Origin of the sequence: Streptomyces sp. NPDC050674 (genome assembly GCF_040654575.1) — a bacterium.
Lineage (GTDB): Bacteria > Actinomycetota > Actinomycetes > Streptomycetales > Streptomycetaceae > Streptomyces.
The window spans coordinates 159,342-178,538 of record NZ_JBFAIG010000005.1 but is presented as its reverse complement, the minus strand read 5'-3'; the positions used below and the strand labels follow the sequence as shown (position 1 = coordinate 178,538).

At 70.8% G+C, this 19,197-nt stretch carries 20 protein-coding genes; 10 read left to right on the top strand and 10 right to left on the bottom strand.

The genetic code is table 11. The features are described from left to right. Positions 1–63 precede the first annotated feature (63 nt). The 4 genes from AB0I06_RS11175 to AB0I06_RS11160 are packed head-to-tail and all read left to right on the top strand — an operon-like array spanning position 64 to position 2,879. Positions 64–585, top strand: a complete 522-nt coding sequence (locus AB0I06_RS11175; protein ID WP_363118498.1) for a phosphatase PAP2 family protein — start codon at positions 64–66, stop codon at positions 583–585. Then, positions 578–1,522, top strand: coding sequence for a decaprenyl-phosphate phosphoribosyltransferase (locus AB0I06_RS11170; protein ID WP_363118497.1), 945 nt, complete (start codon positions 578–580; stop codon positions 1,520–1,522). Before AB0I06_RS11175 ends, AB0I06_RS11170 begins: the two co-directional genes overlap by 8 nt. Continuing rightward, positions 1,519–1,971, top strand: a complete 453-nt coding sequence (locus AB0I06_RS11165) for a GtrA family protein (RefSeq protein ID WP_363118496.1) — start codon at positions 1,519–1,521, stop codon at positions 1,969–1,971. The genes AB0I06_RS11170 and AB0I06_RS11165 overlap by 4 nt, the downstream gene beginning before the upstream one ends. After that, a complete protein-coding gene (locus AB0I06_RS11160; protein WP_363118495.1) occupies positions 1,959–2,879 on the top strand; it encodes a YihY/virulence factor BrkB family protein in 921 nt (306 codons plus the stop codon). Before AB0I06_RS11165 ends, AB0I06_RS11160 begins: the two co-directional genes overlap by 13 nt. On the opposite strand, the gene AB0I06_RS11155 is transcribed toward AB0I06_RS11160, so the two are convergent. Beyond that, positions 2,827–4,146: a D-alanyl-D-alanine carboxypeptidase gene (locus AB0I06_RS11155; protein ID WP_363118494.1), complete on the bottom strand. Its 1,320-nt coding sequence runs from the start codon at positions 4,144–4,146 to the stop codon at positions 2,827–2,829. The two genes, AB0I06_RS11160 and AB0I06_RS11155, sit on opposite strands and share 53 nt — an antisense overlap. 91 nt (positions 4,147–4,237) lie before the next feature. On the opposite strand from AB0I06_RS11155, the gene AB0I06_RS11150 reads away from it, so the two are divergent. From AB0I06_RS11150 to AB0I06_RS11140, 3 genes are all read left to right on the top strand, one after another. Continuing rightward, positions 4,238–4,477: an SCO4848 family membrane protein gene (locus tag AB0I06_RS11150; protein WP_003992504.1), complete on the top strand. Its 240-nt coding sequence runs from the start codon at positions 4,238–4,240 to the stop codon at positions 4,475–4,477. A gap of 23 nt (positions 4,478–4,500) precedes the next feature. Further along, the gene (locus tag AB0I06_RS11145) at positions 4,501–5,913 is read left to right on the top strand and encodes a metallophosphoesterase (protein WP_363118493.1); all 1,413 of its coding nucleotides are present in this window, start codon (positions 4,501–4,503) and stop codon (positions 5,911–5,913) included. Positions 5,914–6,105: 192 nt separating this feature from the next. Continuing rightward, a complete protein-coding gene (locus AB0I06_RS11140; protein ID WP_363118492.1) occupies positions 6,106–7,647 on the top strand; it encodes an ABC transporter substrate-binding protein in 1,542 nt (513 codons plus the stop codon). Between the two features lie 38 nt (positions 7,648–7,685). On the opposite strand, the gene AB0I06_RS11135 is transcribed toward AB0I06_RS11140, so the two are convergent. The 3 genes from AB0I06_RS11135 to AB0I06_RS11125 are packed head-to-tail and all read right to left on the bottom strand — an operon-like array spanning position 7,686 to position 9,408. Continuing rightward, positions 7,686–8,432 carry a TetR family transcriptional regulator gene (locus AB0I06_RS11135; RefSeq protein ID WP_363118491.1) on the bottom strand — a complete coding sequence of 249 codons (747 nt, stop codon included), beginning with the start codon at positions 8,430–8,432 and terminating at the stop codon, positions 7,686–7,688. A 32-nt stretch (positions 8,433–8,464) separates the two neighbouring features. Next, on the bottom strand, positions 8,465–8,959 hold the full coding sequence (locus AB0I06_RS11130; protein WP_363118641.1) for a DCC1-like thiol-disulfide oxidoreductase family protein: 495 nt from the start codon (positions 8,957–8,959) through the stop codon (positions 8,465–8,467). A 41-nt stretch (positions 8,960–9,000) separates the two neighbouring features. After that, positions 9,001–9,408: a hypothetical protein gene (locus tag AB0I06_RS11125; RefSeq protein WP_363118490.1), complete on the bottom strand. Its 408-nt coding sequence runs from the start codon at positions 9,406–9,408 to the stop codon at positions 9,001–9,003. Positions 9,409–9,528: 120 nt separating this feature from the next. Between AB0I06_RS11125 and AB0I06_RS11120 the strand changes: the two genes are divergently transcribed. Then, on the top strand, positions 9,529–9,921 hold the full coding sequence (locus AB0I06_RS11120) for a hypothetical protein (protein ID WP_363118489.1): 393 nt from the start codon (positions 9,529–9,531) through the stop codon (positions 9,919–9,921). Further along, positions 9,921–12,392, top strand: coding sequence for a DUF4132 domain-containing protein (locus AB0I06_RS11115; RefSeq protein ID WP_363118488.1), 2,472 nt, complete (start codon positions 9,921–9,923; stop codon positions 12,390–12,392). The genes AB0I06_RS11120 and AB0I06_RS11115 overlap by 1 nt, the downstream gene beginning before the upstream one ends. A 3-nt stretch (positions 12,393–12,395) precedes the next feature. Here the strand turns inward: AB0I06_RS11115 and AB0I06_RS11110 are convergent, their stop codons facing one another. The 6 genes from AB0I06_RS11110 to AB0I06_RS11085 all read right to left on the bottom strand — a co-directional run bounded on the left by AB0I06_RS11110 (position 12,396) and on the right by AB0I06_RS11085 (position 17,285). After that, a complete protein-coding gene (locus AB0I06_RS11110; protein ID WP_363118487.1) occupies positions 12,396–13,016 on the bottom strand; it encodes a Uma2 family endonuclease in 621 nt (206 codons plus the stop codon). A gap of 152 nt (positions 13,017–13,168) precedes the next feature. Then, a complete protein-coding gene (locus AB0I06_RS11105; RefSeq protein WP_030842154.1) occupies positions 13,169–13,948 on the bottom strand; it encodes a succinate dehydrogenase iron-sulfur subunit in 780 nt (259 codons plus the stop codon). Further along, positions 13,948–15,702 (bottom strand): succinate dehydrogenase flavoprotein subunit, encoded by a 1,755-nt coding sequence (gene sdhA, locus AB0I06_RS11100; RefSeq protein WP_363118486.1) that lies wholly within the window; start codon positions 15,700–15,702, stop codon positions 13,948–13,950. Before sdhA ends, AB0I06_RS11105 begins: the two co-directional genes overlap by 1 nt. 19 nt (positions 15,703–15,721) lie before the next feature. After that, positions 15,722–16,204: a succinate dehydrogenase hydrophobic membrane anchor subunit gene (locus tag AB0I06_RS11095; protein WP_351356775.1), complete on the bottom strand. Its 483-nt coding sequence runs from the start codon at positions 16,202–16,204 to the stop codon at positions 15,722–15,724. A gap of 5 nt (positions 16,205–16,209) precedes the next feature. Next, positions 16,210–16,590 (bottom strand): succinate dehydrogenase, cytochrome b556 subunit, encoded by a 381-nt coding sequence (gene sdhC / locus AB0I06_RS11090; RefSeq protein WP_037670267.1) that lies wholly within the window; start codon positions 16,588–16,590, stop codon positions 16,210–16,212. Between the two features lie 221 nt (positions 16,591–16,811). Next, complete coding sequence (locus AB0I06_RS11085; protein ID WP_363118485.1) at positions 16,812–17,285, bottom strand: 2-oxo-4-hydroxy-4-carboxy-5-ureidoimidazoline decarboxylase; 474 nt, start codon at positions 17,283–17,285, stop codon at positions 16,812–16,814. A 224-nt stretch (positions 17,286–17,509) separates the two neighbouring features. Between AB0I06_RS11085 and AB0I06_RS11080 the strand changes: the two genes are divergently transcribed. Then, a complete protein-coding gene (locus AB0I06_RS11080) occupies positions 17,510–19,177 on the top strand; it encodes a family 20 glycosylhydrolase (RefSeq protein WP_363118484.1) in 1,668 nt (555 codons plus the stop codon). The last annotated feature ends 20 nt before the right edge of the window (positions 19,178–19,197 follow it).

The following is a 19,197-nucleotide window of genomic DNA, read 5'->3' as shown; positions in this document are numbered from 1 at the left end:
TTAATGGGATGTCGCTCAATATTGCCGGAGTTCAGGGTTGATGGGCGTGAACAGTGAGTCCACATGGACGACATCGACGACCTGCACGACATGGACCACCGGATCGTTTCGGCGCTCAGGGCGTGCGGCACCGACCCGCGCGTCGCCGGTGCCGCGCGTGCCCTGTCCTGGGCGGGGGAGCACGCGGCGCTGTGGCTGGCGGCGGGCCTTGCCGGAGCCGCCCTCGACGGCGCCCGGCGCGGCGCCTGGCTGCGCGGCACCGCCCTCACCGCCGGGGCGCACCTCGTCAGCATGGGGGTGAAACGGGTCGTGCGCAGACCGCGCCCCGCGCACGTCGACCCCCTGGTGCGCACCGCCGGCCGGCACTCCTTCCCCAGCTCGCACGCCACCTCCGCAGCGGCCGCCGCCGTCGCCTTCGGCGCCCTGGGAGCACACGCGGTCCCGCCGCTCGCCGCCGCCGTGTGCGTCTCGCGCCTGGTGGCCGGCGTCCACTACCCCTCGGACGTCGCCGCCGGAGCGGCCCTGGGCGCCCTCACGGCCCGGCTCGGCGCCCGCTGGATGCGCGGAGGCGCCCACCATGACTGAGACGGCCATCCTGCGGCAGCGCACCCACGAGGAGCGGTCCGCACCACCGCGCAAGGGCGGCCTCCTGGCCGGTCTCCTGCGGACCGCGCGCCCGAGACAGTGGGTCAAGAACGTCCTCGTGGTGGCCGCCCCGGCCGCCGCGGGCGAGCTCTTCTCCCGGCACGCCGCGATCCAACTCGGCCTGGTCTTCGCCCTCTTCACCGCCTGCGCCGCCGCCGTCTACCTCGTCAACGACGCCCGCGACGCCGACGCCGACCGCGCCCACCCCGTCAAACGGCACCGCCCGGTCGCCGCCGGACAGGTCCCCGTACCCCTCGCCTACACCGTCGGCGGCCTCCTCGGCGTCCTCGCGCCCGCCGTCGCCGCCTGGCTGTGCGGCCCGGCCGTCGCCGCGCTGCTGACCGCCTACCTGGGCATGCAACTGGCCTACTGCGTCAGCCTGAAGCACGTCCTGGTCGTCGATCTCGCCGTCGTCACCACCGGATTCCTGATGCGGGCCATGATCGGCGGACTCGCCCTCGGCATCCCGCTGTCGCGCTGGTTCCTGATCACCACCGGCTTCGGCGCGCTGTTCATGGTGTCGGCCAAGCGCTACTCGGAAGCCGTCCAGATGGCCGGGAAGGCGGGCGCCACACGGGCGTTGCTCACCGAGTACACCACCGGCTACCTCCGCTTCGTCTGGCAGCTCGCGGCCGGGGTCGCCGTCCTCGGCTACTGCCTGTGGGCCATGGAGGAGGGCGGCGTCCCGCACACCAGCGTGCTGCCCTGGCGCCAACTGTCCATGGTGGCCTTCATCCTGGCCGTCCTGCGGTACGCCGTCTTCGCCGACCGCGGCACGGCCGGCGAACCCGAGGACGTCGTCCTGCGCGACCGCGCGCTCGCCCTCATCGGCGTGGTGTGGGTGGCGATGTACGGCCTGGCCGTGGCGAATTGGTGACCACGCGCGTGTGGGGCGGCCCCGGCGCCCCCCGCCGCCGGGAACTGCTCGGCTTCGCCACCGTGGGCCTCGCCGCCTACGCCGTCGACCTCGCCCTGTTCACCGCGCTGCGCGGCCCCGCCGGACTCGACCCGCTCACCGCCAAGTCCGTGTCCTTCCTGGCCGCCTGCACGGTCGCCTACGCCGGCAACGCCGCCGGCACCTACCGCACCGCGCGCGCACCCGGCCTGCGGGCGTACGCCGCGTTCTTCGCGGTGAACCTCGCCGGGGCCGCCGTGCAACTGCTCTGCCTGGCCGTCAGCCACTACGGGCTCGGCCTCACCTCACAGCGCGCCGACACCGTCTCCGGCGCGATCGTCGGCATAGCGCTGGCCACAGTCCTGCGGTTCTGGGGTACCCGCACATGGGTGTTCCGGGCGGAGGGCAGAGTCGGATCATGGACTGGCTGAAAAGACTCCCGGTGATCGGGCCGTGGGCGGAGCGGCTGATGATCACGCACGCGTGGCGGTCGTACGAGCGGCTGGACCGCGTGAAGTGGACGCGGCTGGCCGCCGCGATGACCTTCACCAGTTTCGTCGCGCTGTTCCCGCTGCTGACGGTGTCCGCCACCATCGCCGCCGCCACGCTCAGCACGGAACAGGAGCACAGGCTCCAGGACAAGCTCGCCGAGCAGGTCCCCGGCATCTCCGACCAGCTCGACATCGCCGGCCTGGTCGACAACGCCGGCACCATCGGACTCATCGCGGGCGCCCTGCTGTTCTTCACCGGCGTCAGCTGGGCCGGGTCCATGCGCGAGTGCCTGCGGGCGGTGTGGGAGCTGTCCGACGAGGAGGAGGAGAACCCGGTCCTGCGCTACGGCAAGGACGCGGGTGTCCTGATCGGCCTCGGCGGCGCACTGCTCGTCACCATCGCCGCCTCCGCCATCGCCTCCGCCATGATCGGCTGGTTCACCCGGGAAGCCGGCATCGAGGAGGGCGGCTGGGGCGGGGTCCTGCTGCACATCGCCGCGTTCCTGATCGCCGTGCTGGCCAACTTCCTGCTGCTGCTCTACGTCCTGACCCTGCTGCCCGGCGTCGAGCCGACGCGCCACCGCCTGTTCGTGGCGGCGCTGACCGGCGCGATCGGCTTCGAACTGCTGAAACTGCTGCTCAGCGGCTACCTTCAGGGCGTGGCGGCGAAGAGCATGTACGGCGCGTTCGGGGTGCCCGTCGCGCTGCTGCTGTGGATCAACTTCACCTCGAAGCTGGTGCTGTTCTGCGCCTCCTGGACGGCGACGCGGAGCAAGGAGGACGAGGTCCCGGGCCTCACGGGCGCGTCCGACGGCGCACCAGATCCGGCAGCGGCCAGCGGCGGTTGACCAGGAACGCGCCGCCCGCGAGCAGCACCAGCACCCCGCCCGCGATGCCGAGCGCCGTCCCGATGCCGCTGGCACCGCCCGTGGCCGGGGCGCTGGCCACCGGCTTCGCACCGGTCGCCGCCGGGCCGCTGGCGCCGTCCCCGGAACCACCGGCCTCGCCGGAGGGGTTCGCGCCGGGCTGGGCACTGGACCGCACGGCGCTCCTGGGCGGCACCAGCTCGCCCACCGGCTGCACCTTCCCGGCCGCCTTGAAGCCCCAGTCGAACAGCCGGGCCGTCTCCTTGTAGACCTCGTTGTGCTCGGGCTTCTCCGGGTTCATCACCGTCACCAGCAGCACCTTGCCGCCGCGCTCGGCGACGCCCGTGAAGGTGGCGCCCGCGTTGGTGGTGTTGCCGTTCTTGACGCCCGCGATGCCCTGGTAGACCGGCACGTCGGAGTCACCGGCCAGCAGCCGGTTGGTGTTCTGGATCTCGAAGGACTCGCGGACCTTCTTGCCCTTCTTGCCCTTCTTGGTCTGCCCGGGGAACTTGGCCCGCACCGTCGAGGCGTACTCGCGGAAGTCCTTCTTCTGCATCCCGGAGCGGGCGAACAGCGTCAGGTCGTACGCGGAGGAGACCTGCCCCTCGGCGTCGTAACCGTCCGGGCTGACGACGTGCGTGTCGAGGGCCTGGAGCTCCTCGGCGTGCTCGTTCATCTCCTTGACGGTGTTCTCGACGCCCTTGTTCATGGCGGACAGCACGTGCACGGCGTCGTTCCCCGAGCGCAGGAAGACGCCCAGCCACAGGTCGTGGACCGTGTACGTCTCCTCCTCCTTTATCCCGACCATGCTGGAGCCCGAGCCGATGCCGGCCAGGTCGGAGGGGACGACCTTGTGCTTGGTGTCGCCGGGGAACTTCGGCAGCAGTGTGTCGGCGAACAGCATCTTCAGCGTGCTCGCCGGGGCGAGGCGCCAGTGCGCGTTGTGGGAGGCCAGCACGTCACCGGACTCGGCGTCGGCGACGATCCAGGAGCGGGCGCTGAGGTCCTTCGGCAGCACCGGTACGCCGCTCGCCAGGTTCACCTGCGTGCCCGGCTCGCCGAGCCGGGCGCCGCCCACGGTCGACATCGACGCCGGGGGAGTGGCCGACGGGCTGGCCGACGGACTGGCCGACGGGCTGTCCGACGGCTTCGGGGCGGCGAGGGCGGCGGGCGCGGCCAGGGCGAGGGACGACAGGACGGCGGAGGTGACCAGCAGGGATCGCCTGGCGGTCTTCTTCGGAGCGGGCACGGTCGGAAACGTACATGCCGTACGGGGGGAAGTCCCGTCTCCGGCCCCACCCCGGGAACGGAACCGGACACGCTCTGGCGATACTGGTGCCATGAAGCTCAGCCGCCCCGTCTCCTGGTTCCTGCTCGCCTTCGGGGTGTGGAGCTGGGTCATCTGGATCACTTTCGTCAAAAACCTGGTCAAGGACGGCAGCGGGCTCGCCTTCGACGACGGTCGTCCCACGGCCTACTTCTGGGTGCACCTGCTGCTCGCCGTCGTTTCCTTCGTATTGGGGACGGTCATCGGGGCCATCGGGTTGCGTGGTCTGCGCGCACTGCGCCGGACGTCATAGCGGCGAGCGGGAGACTCGACACCGTGGTCATCGTTTTCGTACTCGTCGCGAGCCTGGTCCTGGCCCTCGTCGTGACGGCCAACTGGTACGTGTGGCGCCGCCTGTTCCGCGACACCACCGGCGGCCCGGGCCTCGTCCGCCGCGCGGGTGCGGTCCTGATCGCGGGCGGCTGGGCCCTGGCGATCGGCGCCCTGGTCGCCGAACGCACGGGCGCCCCCTTCCGGCTCCAGCAGATCCTCGCCTGGCCGGGCTTCCTGTGGCTGGCCCTGTCGATCTACCTGCTGCTGGCCGTGCTGGCGGGAGAGATCGTCCGCCCACTCCTGCGCCGCTTCCTCGAACACCGGGCGAGCCGAACGCACCGGGGCCGGACGCCGACCACCGCTGATCCGGCGTCGGCAGCCCCCTCGAGCCCGTCTCCCGACGCCGATGCCGACGCGTCTCCGGCCGCGACGAGCGCACCGCAGGCGAACGGCGGCGGCACGACCGCGTCCGTGACCGCCTCCCGCTCCGGCCGCGCCCGCAGCGCCACCGCACCCCACCCGCGGTCCGACCCCGCGCCGGACGCCCCCGCGGATCCCCCGCCGCCCGCCGGCGCCACCACCCCCACGGGGCCCTCCCGCCGGCTGTTCGTCTCCCGGGTCGTCGCCGGGACCGCCGCTGCCGCCGCGGTGGGGACCGTGGGGTACGGGACGTACGGGGTGCTGCGCGGGCCGAAGGTCAAGCGGGTCACCGTGCCGCTGGCCAAGCTGCCGCGCGCCGCGCACGGGTACCGGATCGCGGTGGTCAGTGACGTGCACCTCGGGCCGGTCCTGGGGCGCGGCTTCGCACAGAAGGTCGTCGACACGATCAACGCGACGCAGCCCGACCTGATCGCGGTCGTCGGCGACCTGGTCGACGGCAGCGTGAAGGACCTCGGCCCGGCGGCCGCCCCGCTCGCCGGGCTCAGGGCCCGGCACGGGTCCTACTTCGTCACCGGCAACCACGAGTACTTCTCCGGCGCCGAGCAGTGGGTCGAGGAGGTCCGCCGCCTGGGCATCGACCCCCTGGAGAACGCCCGCAAGGAGATGCCGTACTTCGACCTCGCCGGGGTCAACGACGTGGCCGGCGAGGACGAGGGCCAGGGGCCCGACTTCGCCAAGGCGCTCGGCGACCGCGACACCGCCCGCGCCTGCGTCCTGCTCGCCCACCAGCCCGTGCAGATCCACGACGCCGTCGAGCACGGCGTCGACCTCCAGCTCTCCGGCCACACCCACGGCGGCCAGCTCTGGCCGGGCAACCTCGTCGCTGCCGGCGCCAACCCCACCCTCGCGGGCCTGGACCGCTACGGCGACACCCAGCTCTACGTCTCGCGCGGCGCCGGTGCCTGGGGTCCGCCCACCCGGGTGGGAGCACCCTCGGACATCACCGTGATCGAGCTGGCGTCGAAGCGGGCCTGAGCGCGCACCCTGTGAGAACGCTGTGAAACCGGGCCGAAAAGGCGCATCGGTAAGTTCTTTCCCAACTCACAAGATCTCCCTTCCCCCTGCTCAAAATCCTGTGATTGGGTGAGCCCGCCACGAAGGGGTGTGGCATACACACAAGGGCCCCAAGAGGGTCTGGGGAGGGCAAAGCCGATGCGATCGGTTCGCATGCGGATACTCGCGGGGCTGCTGGTCCTGGCCGCCGCGGGCGTGGGCGCCTGGCAGTTGTCCCCGTCCAGGGGCGACGGGAAGACCATCACGGTCGGCACGACGGACGGCGTCACCTCGCTGGACCCGGCCGGCGCCTACGACGCGGACTCCTGGGCGCTGTTCAGCAACGTCTTCCAGTCGCTGCTGACCTTCGCGCCGGGCGGCACCGCTCCCGTGCCGGACGCGGCGAAGAACTGCGCGTTCCCGCACGGCGACCTGACCACGTACCGCTGCGAGCTGCGCGACGGCCTCACCTTCCCCAGCGGCCGGACGATGGACGCCGAGGACGTGAAGTACTCCTTCGACCGGATCCTGAGGATCAAGGCCCCGGTCGGCCCGGCGTCCCTGCTGGGCACGCTCGGTTCCGTGGACGCCGACGGCATGACCGTCACCTTCCATCTGACCTCACCGGACGCGACGTTCCCCTTCAAGGTGGCCACCGGCGCCGGCTCGATCGTCGACCACACCGCGTACCCGGCCGCCAAGCTGCGCACCGGCTCCCGAGTCGACGGCACCGGCCCGTACACCCTCACCTCGTACACCAAGGACCGGGACGCCGTCCTCACGCCCAACAAGCACTACCGGGGCGCCGTCGGCGGCGGCACCGCGAAGCCCGTGGACGTGCGCTACTACGCCACCCCTAAGGCCCTGGACACCGCCTGGAAGGACAAGCAGGTCGAGGTCGCGACCGACCAGCTGCCGCCCGGCGTCCTCGCCGGGCTCAACCCGAGCGACCCCGGGCAGCGCGTCTACGAGGCGGACGGCTCCGAGACCCGGAACCTGTACTTCGACACCCGTTCCGGCAAGCCGCTGCACGACCCGAGGGTCCGCCGGGCCATGGCCTGGCTGATCGACCGCGAGCAACTGGCCGCCACCGTCTACGACGGCACCGTCGACCCGCTGTACTCCCTGATCCCGGCCGGCCTGACCGGTCACACCGCTTCCTTCTTCGACGACTATCCCGAGCCCGACCCGAAGAAGGCCCGGCAGCTGCTCACCCAGGCCGGTGTGAGCCTGCCGGTGCGCTTCACCTACGGCTACGCCGAGGGGCGGGGTGCCGGTGAGCAGGAGGCGGCCGAGATCAAGAAGGAGCTGGAGGCGAGCGGTCTGTTCCAGGTCACCCTCAAGGGCTACGAGTGGACCGCTTTCCAGAAGCAGTGGGCGACCGGCAGGCTCGACGCGTACGCCGTCGGCTGGGTCGCGGACTTCCCCGACCCGGACACCTTCGGCGCCGCGCTCGTCGGCACCGGCAGCGCCATGAACACCGGCTACAGCAGCAAGACCGTCGACCGGCTCATCAAGGACAGCCGGCGCTTCGCCGAGCGGACCGACGCCGCCCAGGACTTCCGATCGGTGCAGCAGACCGTCGCGCAGGACGTTCCGGTGCTGCCGCTGTGGCAGGCGAAGGAGTACGTCGTGACGACCGAGGACGTCGGCGGCGGCCAGTACCTGTCGGACGGCACGGGCGTGTTCCGCCTGTGGAGCCTCACCACCCTCTGAGGCATCCGCGTCCTCCGACGACCCGCCATGGCCGCCGGTCAGGAGTCGGTGCGCCGCCGGGCCGCCGGATCGGGGATGGCGTGTGTCATCCCCGGCAGGAAGTCCGTGAACAGCTCGTGCACCTCGCGCACGAGCGGTCGCAGCACCCGGAAGCGGGCCAGGGCCACGCCCCGCGCGGTGAGCCGGGCTCCGCGTTCGGCGAGCCGGTAGCTCCGCTCGCGGCCCTCGGTCCGGTCGAAGATCCAGTACAGGCACAGCCCCATCTGGGACAGCCACATCAACTCGGGCAGGATGTCCCGCAGTTCCTCGGGCACCTTGGTCTTCGTCGCCCCGGCCAGCACGTCCCGGTGGACGCTGATGGCCTCCTCGCGCGCGTGCTCCGACTCGGGCGAGAAGGGGCTGAGCGGGCTGTCGGGGTCGGCGGCGTTCTTGAAGAACTGCACCGCGAACTCGTGGTACGGCGCGGCGATGTCCAGCCAGGCCCGCAGCACCCCCGCGAGCCGGGCCTCCAGATCGGTCTCCCGGTCCAGGATCTCGCGGACCGCCACCTGGTGCTCGGCGGCGATCCGGTCGTAGAAGCCCTGGATCAGGTGCTCCTTGCCCGCGAAGTAGTAGTAGGCGTTGCCGACGGAGACCCCGGCCTCCTTGGCGATGGCCCGCATCGTCGTCTTGTCGTAGCCCCGCTCCTGGAACAGCCGCATGGCCGTCTCCAGGATCAGGGCGCGGGTCTGCTCGGACTTGGTGGGGGTGGCGCCGTCGTCGGGGCCGTCGTTCTTCGCGGGCACGGGAAGAGAGCCTAACGTCAGCACCGGTGCGGTCACCGAGGGGCGCAGGTGCCGTCGGCGCAGCCCGGCGCGGTGTGGCTCCAGCCGCTGTCCGGGTCGTACGACCAGCCGTCCGCCCTCCGGTACACCCGGCCGCCCCACTGCGCGCCGCCGCGCTGCCCCCGGTGCCACTGCGCACCGCGCCACTTGGCCGCGGCGAGCACCGCGCCCCTGGCGAGCCGGGCACCGGACGGGGTGCTCAGCCGGTGGGCGAGCGGGCGGTGCTCGCGCAGTGCCCAGAGGGTGACCACCCAGGCGGCGGGACCCTGGTAGACCTGCCCGGCGTCACCCACGACGGTGATCTCGGCGAGGGTGGCGCCGTGGTCCAGGCCGGGCCAGCGCCGCCGGGCCTCCTCGGAGGCGGCCGGGACCAGCTCCAGCGGCACCAGGTGGGGCTGCCGCAGGAGCCAGTCGCGCAGGAACGCGCACAGGGAGCACTCGGCGTCGTACAGGACGGTGAGCCGGCGCACCGGTGCGGGTGCGTTCATGCCGGTCGCGTTCGTGCCGCTGGCGTTCACGTGGGCCTCCGTCAGGCCCGCGCCGACGGGGCGACCCAGCCCTGCGGCGGCACCGGCGGCACCTGCTCCCGCTCCATGGTCCCCCGGCGCCGGATCCGGTTCAGCACGTAGACGTTGGCCAGGTGCATCACGCCGAGCACCAGCAGCACCACGCCGAGCTTGGTCGACAGGGCCTCGAAGACGCCGCGGGCGTCGGTGATGGTCCCGTCGCCGCTCAGGTACAGGGCGACGAACCCGAGGTTGACGAGGTAGAAGCCCACCACCAGGAGGTGGTTGACGGCGTCGGCGAGCTTCTCGTTGCCGTGCAGCACGTCGGCGAGGAACACCTTTCCGTTCCGGCTGAGCGTGCGGGCCACCCAGACGGTCAGACCGATGCTGACCAGCAGGTAGATGACGTAGGCGATGACCGTGCGGTCCATTGCCCCACCCTTCTTGAACACGTTCAAAACGCTGTCGGGGATGACTCTAGACCTACTTTTGAACATGTTCAACACAAGGGGCCGGGGTGATTGTCAGTGGTGCCTCGTACTGTCCTCGGCATGGGAATCGTGACGTTCGTCGACGAGACGACGACGGGGGAGCGGCGGGCCGCCTGGGGGCTGGAGATCGCCGAAGAGCGCCTGACCGCAAGGGAACTGATCCGGCGCCGGGTGTTCCAGGAGGTCGCTGAGTACAACGCCCGCAGGCCGGAGGTCTTCCAGGGCCTGGTACAGCCGCAGGACACCGAACGGGTGCTGAACGGCTACGCGGTGCGCACGCCCCGCCGCATCGACCCCGAGGCCCAGACGGCCCTGGCCGAGCGGGCCTTCGCGGGCAACGGCTTCCTGGTGCTGGTGGGAGACCGTCAGGTCACCGACCCGGACGAGGAGATCGAGCTGACGCTCGGCACCGAGGTCACGTTCCTCAAGCTCGTCCCCCTGGTGGGTGGCTGATGAGCGCCTCCGGTACCCCCCGGTCGCACCTCGACCGGCTGCGCGACCGCATCGCCGGCGGTGACACGGAGCAGGTCGCCGACCAGGCCCTGAACGTCCTGGACTCCCGCCGCGGCATCTGGGGCGGAGACTGGGAGCAGGTGCTCGACCGGCTCCGCGAGCTGCCCGCCGACCGCCGCCGCGAGCTGCTGCACGCCCTGGCCGACCGCTTCCACCGGGCCGGTGACGACACGGAGGCCCGCTGCCGCCATCTCGTCCTGTGCGGCATGATCTCCGAGGGCCTCGCCGACGATCCGCTGGCCGCCGAGCGCCGCAAGGCCCTGGACGACCTCGCCCGGCGACAGTCCTTCTTCTACGCGTTGCGCTTCGAGGTCCTGGTCCGCGCCGAACTGGCCGCCGGCCGCCCCCTGCCGGCGCCCGTCGTGGCCGTCGTCCGCCGCGCGGCCCTGGACGCCTACCGCGCGAGCGACCTCGTCGGGCTGGCCCGGCAGCTCACCGACCCCGTCCTCAACGTCGGCGAGGCATGGGCCGACCAGGCCCTGAGTGATGCCACGACCCCCGACTGGCAGGCCCTCCTGCGGTACGCCATGACGGCCACCGCCTCCAAGCCGAACGCGAAGTGGGACAAGGGCGCGCTCGCCCTGCTGGACACGCTCGGCACGGACGCCGTCCGTGAGACGGTCCTGGCCTGGCTCGCGCTCGTCGGCCGCCCCCGCACGCTGCCGCTGGAGCGCCGCGAGTGGGAGACGGACGTCAACAACGCCTTCGACCCGTACAACGCGACGGCCCTGCGCGGCCTGGCCTGGCTGCTCTCCCTGCTGCCGCCCCGGCCCGAGACCGCGCGGGCCCTGGGCGCCCTGGTCGAGACCTCCCTGAGGAAGGTGGCGGGCATCGGCCCCCGCAACCCGAAGGTCGCGAACGCGGGTGTCGTCGCGCTGGCCCGCATCGACTCCGAAGCGGCCCTCGCCGAACTGGCCCGGCTGGCCACACGGCTGACGTACAAGAACACGGCCAAGCTCGTCGACACGGCCCTGGAGGCCCGGGCCACCGCGCTCGGCCTCGGCCGCGAGGAGATCGAGGAACTGGCGGTCCCCGCGTACGGCCTGACGGAGGTCGGCCGGGCGACGTACCACCTCGGCGAGGCCACGGCCCTGCTGGAGGTCCACGGCACCCGGGCCGTGCTGAGCTGGCGCAACGCGGCGGGCAAGCCGGTCAAGAGCGTCCCGGCCGCGGTGAGGCGCGACCACCCCGACGCGCTGAAGGACCTGAAGACCGCGGTCAAGGACATCGACAAGATGCTCTCGGCGCAGAGCGAGCGCCTGGACCGCCAGTTCCTGGCCCGCCGCAGCTGGCCGTACGCCGTCTGGCGCGAGCGCTACCTCGACCATCCCCTGGTCGGCACCCTGGCCCGCCGTCTGCTGTGGACGATCGACGGCCGGCCGGCCGGATACGCGGACGGCGAGTTGCGCACACTGGCCGATGAACCGCTCACCGAGGGCACCCGGGTCGAACTCTGGCACCCCGTCGGCCGCGAGAGCGCCGAGGTCGTCGCCTGGCGCGACTGGCTGGAGCGGCACGGCATCACCCAGCCGTTCAAGCAGGCCCATCGCGAGATCTACCTGCTCACGGACGCCGAGCGGGCCACGCGCACCTACTCCAACCGCTTCGCGGCGCACATCCTGCGCCAGCACCAGTTCAACTCCCTGGCGGCGCTGCGCGGCTGGCGCAACAAGCTTCGCCTGTGCGTCGACGACTCGGCCCCTCCCGCCACCCGCGAGCTGCCCCAGTGGGGTCTGCGCGCCGAGTACTGGATCGAGGGCGACGGCGAGGAGTACGGCGTCGACACCACCGAGTCCGGCAGCTATCTGCGTCTGCGCACCGACCAGGTCCGCTTCTACCCGATCGACGCCCCGGAGAACTCGGCCCACTGCTACGGCGGCGAGTACGCCATGGGGCTCCGCGGCGGCCAGGACCCCGTCGAGCCGCTCCCCCTGGAGGACATCCCGCCCCTGGTCCTCTCCGAAATCCTGCGCGACGTCGACCTGTTCGTCGGCGTCTCCAGCATCGGCAACGACCCCACCTGGCAGGACGGCGGCCCCGGCGGCCGCTTCCGCGAGTACTGGACGTCGTACGGCTTCGGCGAGCTGAACCAGAGCGCCCAGACCCGCGGGCTCCTGCTCGAACGCCTCGTCCCGCGCCTGGCGATAGCCGACCGCTGCACGCTGGAGGGCCGCTTCCTCCACGTCCGCGGCGACCGCCACACCTACAAGATCCACCTCGGCTCGGGCAACATCCTCATGACCCCGAACGACCAGTACCTCTGCATCGTCCCGAAGTCCGACCCGACGGCTCAGGGGACGGGTTACCTCCCCTTCGAGGGCGACCGCATGCTGGCGGTCATCCTGAACAAGGCGATGCTGCTGGCGGCGGACACGAAGATCACGGACCGGTCGATCCTGAGCCAGCTGTGAGCCTCAGTCGCTCGTCCTCGCCTGACCGGCCTTGAGGATCTCGGCCACGTCGAGGGTCACCTTCGCGCCGATGGAGTCCGGGAGGGAGACGAGCTCACCGGGGGCATGCGGGCGGTGCTTCTCGTAACCGCTTCCCGCCGGGTCGGTCAGGACATGGAGGCGCTGGTGCTTGCGGTCCACGACGACGTAGACCGGGACCTTGGCCTCGGCGTAGGCGGCGACCTTGGTCTTCAGGTCGTCCTTCCAGTTGCCCGAGGTGACCTCGAGAACGAGACGGAAGCAGGCGGGGTCGTACGCGTTGTTCTCGACGAGGTGGTCGTCGATGTCGGCGTCCACCACCACGAGATCGGGAATGGCGTAGTCCTCAGCACCGGTGGGGAGCCATAGGCCGACGTTTTGAAGGGTCTCGGTCTCTCCGCCGTGCAGGCCGGCGGCGATGAACGGGATCATGAGGCCGGTGAGGGCTCGGGCATGAGGTGCATCCGGTAAGGGGGTCACGAGGAGATGGCCCCCGATGATCTCGACGCGGTAGCCCGGATGGCGCTCCATGATCTCGTCGGCGATGGTCGTGAGGGTGACCGGCTCTTCTTCGTGGAAGGGCTGCTCGACGGAAGCTGCGGACATCAGGTGCCTCCTGGGGGCTGGTGTCGAGAGCATCATCGTAGGCAGGACGACGTCCGTGCGGCCCGTTCCGCTGCGTTCACCCGATGGTGTGGCATATGCCGGAAGGCCCCGTCACCGGTGGAGACGGGGCCTTCTCGGGCAAGCGGTCGAGCTCAGTAGCGGCGCGTGATCAGCGCACGCTTCACCTCGGCGATCGCCTTCGTGACCTCGATGCCGCGCGGGCAGGCGTCCGTGCAGTTGAAGGTCGTGCGGCAGCGCCACACGCCGTCGCGGTCGTTGAGGATCTCCAGGCGCTGCTCCCCGGCCTCGTCACGCGAGTCGAAGATGAAGCGGTGCGCGTTGACGATGGCCGCCGGGCCGAAGTACTGGCCGTCGTTCCAGAAGACCGGGCACGACGTGGTGCAGGCCGCGCACAGGATGCACTTCGTCGTGTCGTCGAAGCGCTCGCGGTCCTCGGCCGTCTGGAAACGCTCACGCGTCGGCTCGTTCGTGTCCTTCGTGATGAGGAAGGGCATGACGTCGCGGTACGCCTGGAAGAACGGCTCCATGTCGACCACGAGGTCCTTCAGGACCGTGAGGCCCTTGATGGCCTCGACCGTGATCGGCTTCTCGGGGTTGATGTCCTTGATCAGCGTCTTGCAGGCCAGGCGGTTCTTGCCGTTGATCCGCATGGCGTCCGAGCCGCAGATGCCGTGCGCGCAGGAACGGCGGAACGTCAGCGTGCCGTCCAGGTCCCACTTGATCTTGTGGAGGGCGTCGAGGACACGCTCCTTGGGGTCGATCTCCACCTGGAAGTCTTCCCACACCGCCTCCGCCGCGACCTCCGGGTTGAAGCGGCGGATGCGGAAGGTGACCGTGATGTAGGGGGAGTCGGCGAAACCGGGCTCGGGCTTGCCGGCCGCGTCTTCCTTGTCCAGAACAGGGGTAGCCATCAGTACTTACGCTCCATCGGCTGGTAGCGGGTCTGGACGACCGGCTTGTAGTCGAGACGGACGGTTTCGGAGCCGTCGGCGCCGACCTCGCGGTACGCCATGGTGTGGCGCATGAAGTTGACGTCGTCGCGGTTCGGGTAGTCCTCGCGGTAGTGACCGCCGCGGGACTCCTTGCGGGCCAGCGCGGAGACGGCCATGACCTCGGCGAGGTCGAGCAGGTTGCCCAGCTCGATGGCCTCCAGCAGGTCCGTGTTGAACCGCTTGCCCTTGTCCTGGATCGACACGTTCTTGTAGCGCTCGCGCAGCTCCGCGATCTTCTCGACCGCCGTCTTGATCGTCTGCTCGGTGCGGAACACCATGACGTTGGCGTCCATGGTCTCCTGAAGCTCACGCCGCAGCACCGTCACGCGCTCGGTGCCGGTGGAGTCACGCAGCCGCTCCACCTGGGCGATCACGAGCTCCGCCGGGTTCTCCGGCAGCTCGACGAAGTCCGCCTTCTGCGAGTACTCCGCCGCCGCGATACCGGCCCGCTTGCCGAAGACGTTGATGTCCAGCAGCGAGTTGGTGCCCAGGCGGTTGGCGCCGTGCACGGACACGCAGGCGACTTCGCCGGCCGCGTACAGGCCCGGGACGACCGTGGTGTTGTCCGCCAGGACCTCACCCTCGACGTTGGTCGGGATGCCGCCCATGGCGTAGTGCGCGGTGGGCTGGATCGGGATCGGGTCCGTGTAGGGCTCGATGCCGAGGTAGGTGCGGGCGAACTCCGTGATGTCGGGGAGCTTGGCGTCCAGCTGCTCCGGCGGGAGGTGCGTGAGGTCGAGGTAGACGTGGTCGCCCTCGGGACCGCAGCCGCGGCCCTCACGGATCTCCGTGTAGATGGAGCGGGACACGACGTCACGGGACGCGAGGTCCTTCATGACCGGCGCGTACTTCTCCATGAAGCGCTCGCCGTCCTTGTTGCGGAGGATGCCGCCCTCACCGCGGGCGCCCTCCGTCAGCAGGATGCCCATGCGCCAGATGCCGGTCGGGTGGAACTGGAAGAACTCCATGTCCTCCAGCGGCAGGCCACGGCGGTAGACCGCGGCCTGGCCGTCACCGGTCAGGGTGTGCGCGTTGGACGTCACCTTGAAGAACTTGCCGCAGCCGCCGGAGGCGTAGATCACGGCCTTCGCGTGGAAGACGTGGATCTCACCGGTGGCCAGCTCGTACGCCACCACACCGGCCGACCTCTTGACGCCGTCGACCTCGGTGATCAGCTGGTCCAGGACGTAGAACTCGTTGTAGAACTCCACGCCCTCCTTGACGCAGTTCTGGTACAGCGTCTGGAGGATCATGTGGCCGGTGCGGTCGGCCGCGTAGCAGGAGCGGCGGACCGGGGCCTCGCCGTGGTTGCGGCTGTGACCGCCGAAGCGGCGCTGGTCGATGGTGCCGTTCGGCGTGCGGTTGAACGGCAGGCCCATCTTCTCCAGGTCGAGGACGGAGTCGATGGCCTCCTTCGCCAGGATCTCGGCGGCGTCCTGGTCGACCAGGTAGTCACCGCCCTTGACCGTGTCGAAGGTGTGCCACTCCCAGTTGTCCTCCTCCACGTTGGCCAGCGCGGCGGCCATGCCGCCCTGCGCGGCGCCCGTGTGGGAGCGGGTGGGGTACAGCTTGGTCAGCACGGCGGTGCGGCTGCGCTTCGTCGACTCGATGGCGGCGCGCATACCGGCGCCACCGGCGCCGACGATGACGGTGTCGTACTTGTGGATCTTCATGATTCTCGCAGCCCCGTGCCTAGCGGATGTTCGGGTCGAAGGTGAAGATCACCAGCGTGCCCAGCAGGATGGTGAACACCGTGGCGGTGTAGAGCAGGCCCTTGAGCCACAGCCGGGTGTTCGCGCGCTCCGCGTAGTCGTTGATGACCGTGCGCAGGCCGTTGGCGCCGTGCAGCATGGCGAGCCACAGCATCAGCAGGTCCCAGACCTGCCAGAACGGGGACGCCCAGCGGCCCGCCACGAAGGCGAAGCCGATCTTGGAGACGCCGCCGTCCAGCACGAGCTGGATCAGCAGGTGGCCGAGGACCAGCACGACCAGCACGACGCCCGACAGGCGCATGAACAGCCATGCGGCGAGCTCGAAGTTGCCCCGGGTGGACTTGGGGGACTTCTTGGTGCGCTTGCGCGGGGCCTCGATGAAGGGCGCCGGGTTGTCGACGGTGTAGACGGCGCCGCCCTCGACGGGGCCCACGCCGGCTGCGGTCTTGTCAGTCGTGGACATTGGCGTCAGCTCCCGAACAGTTCACGAGCGGCGTGGCCGAGGACGGGGTAGATGGCCCCGAGCATCAGCACGACCCACAGGGCGACGACGGTCCAGAGCATCTGCTTCTGGTAGCGAGCGCCCTTGATCCAGAAGTCGACGGCGATGACACGCAGGCCGTTGAGCGCGTGGAAGAGGATGGCGGCGACGAGGCCGTACTCCAGCAGCGCGACGATCGGCGTCTTGTACGTGGCCACGACCTTGTCGTAGGCCTCCGGGGACACACGGACGAGCGCGGTGTCCAGCACGTGAACGAACAGGAAGAAGAAAATGAGGACGCCGGTGACTCGGTGAGCCACCCAGGACCACATTCCTTCCCGGCCGCGGTACAGCGTTCCAGCCGGCACGGAAGTTTCCTCCGGGAGCGGTGATTGGGGCCGCGCCGGCTTTCCTTGTCGGTCGGGCCCGGCCGGGTACGGTCCACCGGCCCCCAGCATCGTAGCGATGTGCTGCCGCCGGGCTGAGCCGGGGTCCCGGGGTGTGATCAAACTGGCACGCAAAGAGGTACTGGTGGGCTAGTGAGGCTGCGGGGGCGGGGGGTGTCCGCGGGACTGCCGGGACGTGGCCCTCAGTGATTGATCGCGCAGTTCCCCGCGCCCTTGAGGGCATGCAGCAGGCGTCCCCTCGCGAGCCGCCGGAGTTCGTCCGCCGTCACCGCCCGCTCCTCCTCGAGATCGTTTGTCAATCGTGACCGGATGGCCTCGAGGAGCCGGTCCAGAGTCTCGGAGGGGGACAGCCCGTCCAGGCAGATGACGAACACGTGTCCGAAACGGGCCTCGTAGGCGGCGTGGGCCGCGCCGAGAGCGGTGTGGGCCACGGAGTAGACGTCGGGCGGGAGGCTGGGCAGCGATTCGGCCGCCAGTGCTTCCGAGAGGTCGGCCCAGCTCAGGTCGTAGGCCGCCTCGTCCGCGGCGGCCAGCAGGGAGTCCACGTCCGGATAGGGGCGGTGCCCGGCGACCCGCCCGGCCCAGCGGCGGCTGCGCAGGCAGGACAGGAGGGCCTGCTCCAGGTCCTCCTCGGAGGCCGCGTTGAAGTGCTCCACCGGTATGGCGAGCCGGCCGGGGAGATCGGGAAGGCGGTGCGCAGGCAGCGTGGGTCCTCGTGGGCGTCACGTGTGTCGGCAGGGAGAAGTGTGAGAGATGTGACGACACGCTATCGAGTACGACCACGACGTGTCCGAAGGATGCCTGAATTTCACCCGGGAGAGAGAGTTTCGGAACGCGTGGTGGACGCGCGCCGGGCCGCCCCGGGTTTTAGGTTGGCCGTGTGAGTCAGCACAGGCGCCGGACCTCGGCGAAGCAGGAGAGCAAGCGGCAGGTGCTGGTCGTGGCCTTGGCGGTAGCCCTGGTCGTGGTCGCGGCCGGGGTGAGTCTCGGGCTCTGGACGGCCTCGGGCGGTGACGGCGGGTCCACGGGCCAGGAGGCCCGGGCCTCGCGCGAGGCCACCGCGGCGGCGCCCCCCGACCGAGCGCCGGAAGCGGCCCCCACCCCCAGCCCCACCCGCTCCTATCCGCTGTCCCAGACGCCCCGCACCATCCCCGCCGTGCGCGACCACGAGCCGGCGCGCGGCCCGGGCTGGCGTCCCGGCAAGGGCGACCGGGTGGTCGTGGACGACCCGGCGCTGGCCGACGAGGGGCGGCTGGTCGCCGGTGAGCTCGGGATGACGTACGCGGGCGAGAAGGACGACGAGAAGCCCGGCGACCTGCGGCTGGCGCTCAACGGCGACAAGGGCGCGAACCCCGAGTCGTACGTGATGACCGTGCGCGACGGGCGGGTGCGGATCGACGGGCCCTCCGACGCGGGCGTCTTCTACGGCACCCGCACGCTCAAGCAGGAGACGCACGACGGCGGCACGGCGCCCGAGGGCGTCGTGAAGGACGAACCGGCCAAGGCGGAGCGCGGGTTCATGCTGGACATCGCGCGCAAGTACTTCACGGCCGGTTGGATCGAGGACCGGATCAGGGAACTGGGCGATCTGAAGTACAACCGGCTGGGGCTGCACTTCTCCGACGACCAGGGGTTCCGGATCGAGTCCTCCTCGCATCCCGAGATCGTGTCGGAGCGGCATCTGACCAAGGCGCAGGTGCGCAAGATCATCGACCTGGCGGAGAGCCGGCACATCACGATCGTGCCCGAGATCGACTCGCCCGGGCACCTCGGCGCGGTCATCGACGCCCACCCCGACCTGCAGTTGCGCACCGCCCAGGGGTCGGCGGTGCAGGGCGCCGTCGACATCTCCAAGGCCGAGAGCGCCGAGATCGTCGACGACCTGCTGAACGAGTACGCCGATCTCTTCCCCGGCGGGCCCTGGCACCTCGGCGGTGACGAATACCAGGCGCTGACCCGGTCGAACCCGGAGGCCTCCTTCCCACAGCTGGCCGCCGCCGCCCGGGAGAAGTACGGCTCCGGCGCGACGGTCGCCGACCTCACCACCGGCTGGCTGAACGACCGGGCCGACACCGTCCGGCGGCATCAGCGCGTCCCGCGCGCGTGGAACGACGGGTTCTTCCGCGGCACCTCCGTCCAGGCCGCCAAGGACATCCAGGTCGCCTACTGGACCGGCAAGGAGATCGGCGCCCGGGCGCCCCTGGAGTACCTCCAGGAGGGCCGCAAGGTGATCAACTACAACGACGAGTTCCTGTACTACGTGCTCGGCGAGCCGCAGACCTTCGTCTACCCGACGGGACAGCGGATCTACGAGCAGTGGACGCCACGGGTGCTGCGCGGCACCGCGGCCGTCCCGGCGCGCTACGACGGGCAGATCCTCGGCGGGTCCTTCGCGGTCTGGTGCGACCTGGCGAACTCCCAGACACAGGCCCAGGTGGCGGCCGGGATCCGGATGCCGCTGCGGGCGACCGTCCAGAAGCTGTGGAACCCGGGCGAGCCCGAGCTGTCCTGGGCCCAGTTCCGGGCGCTGGCGGACCGGCTCGGCTGACCCGGCGCGCATTGGCCCAT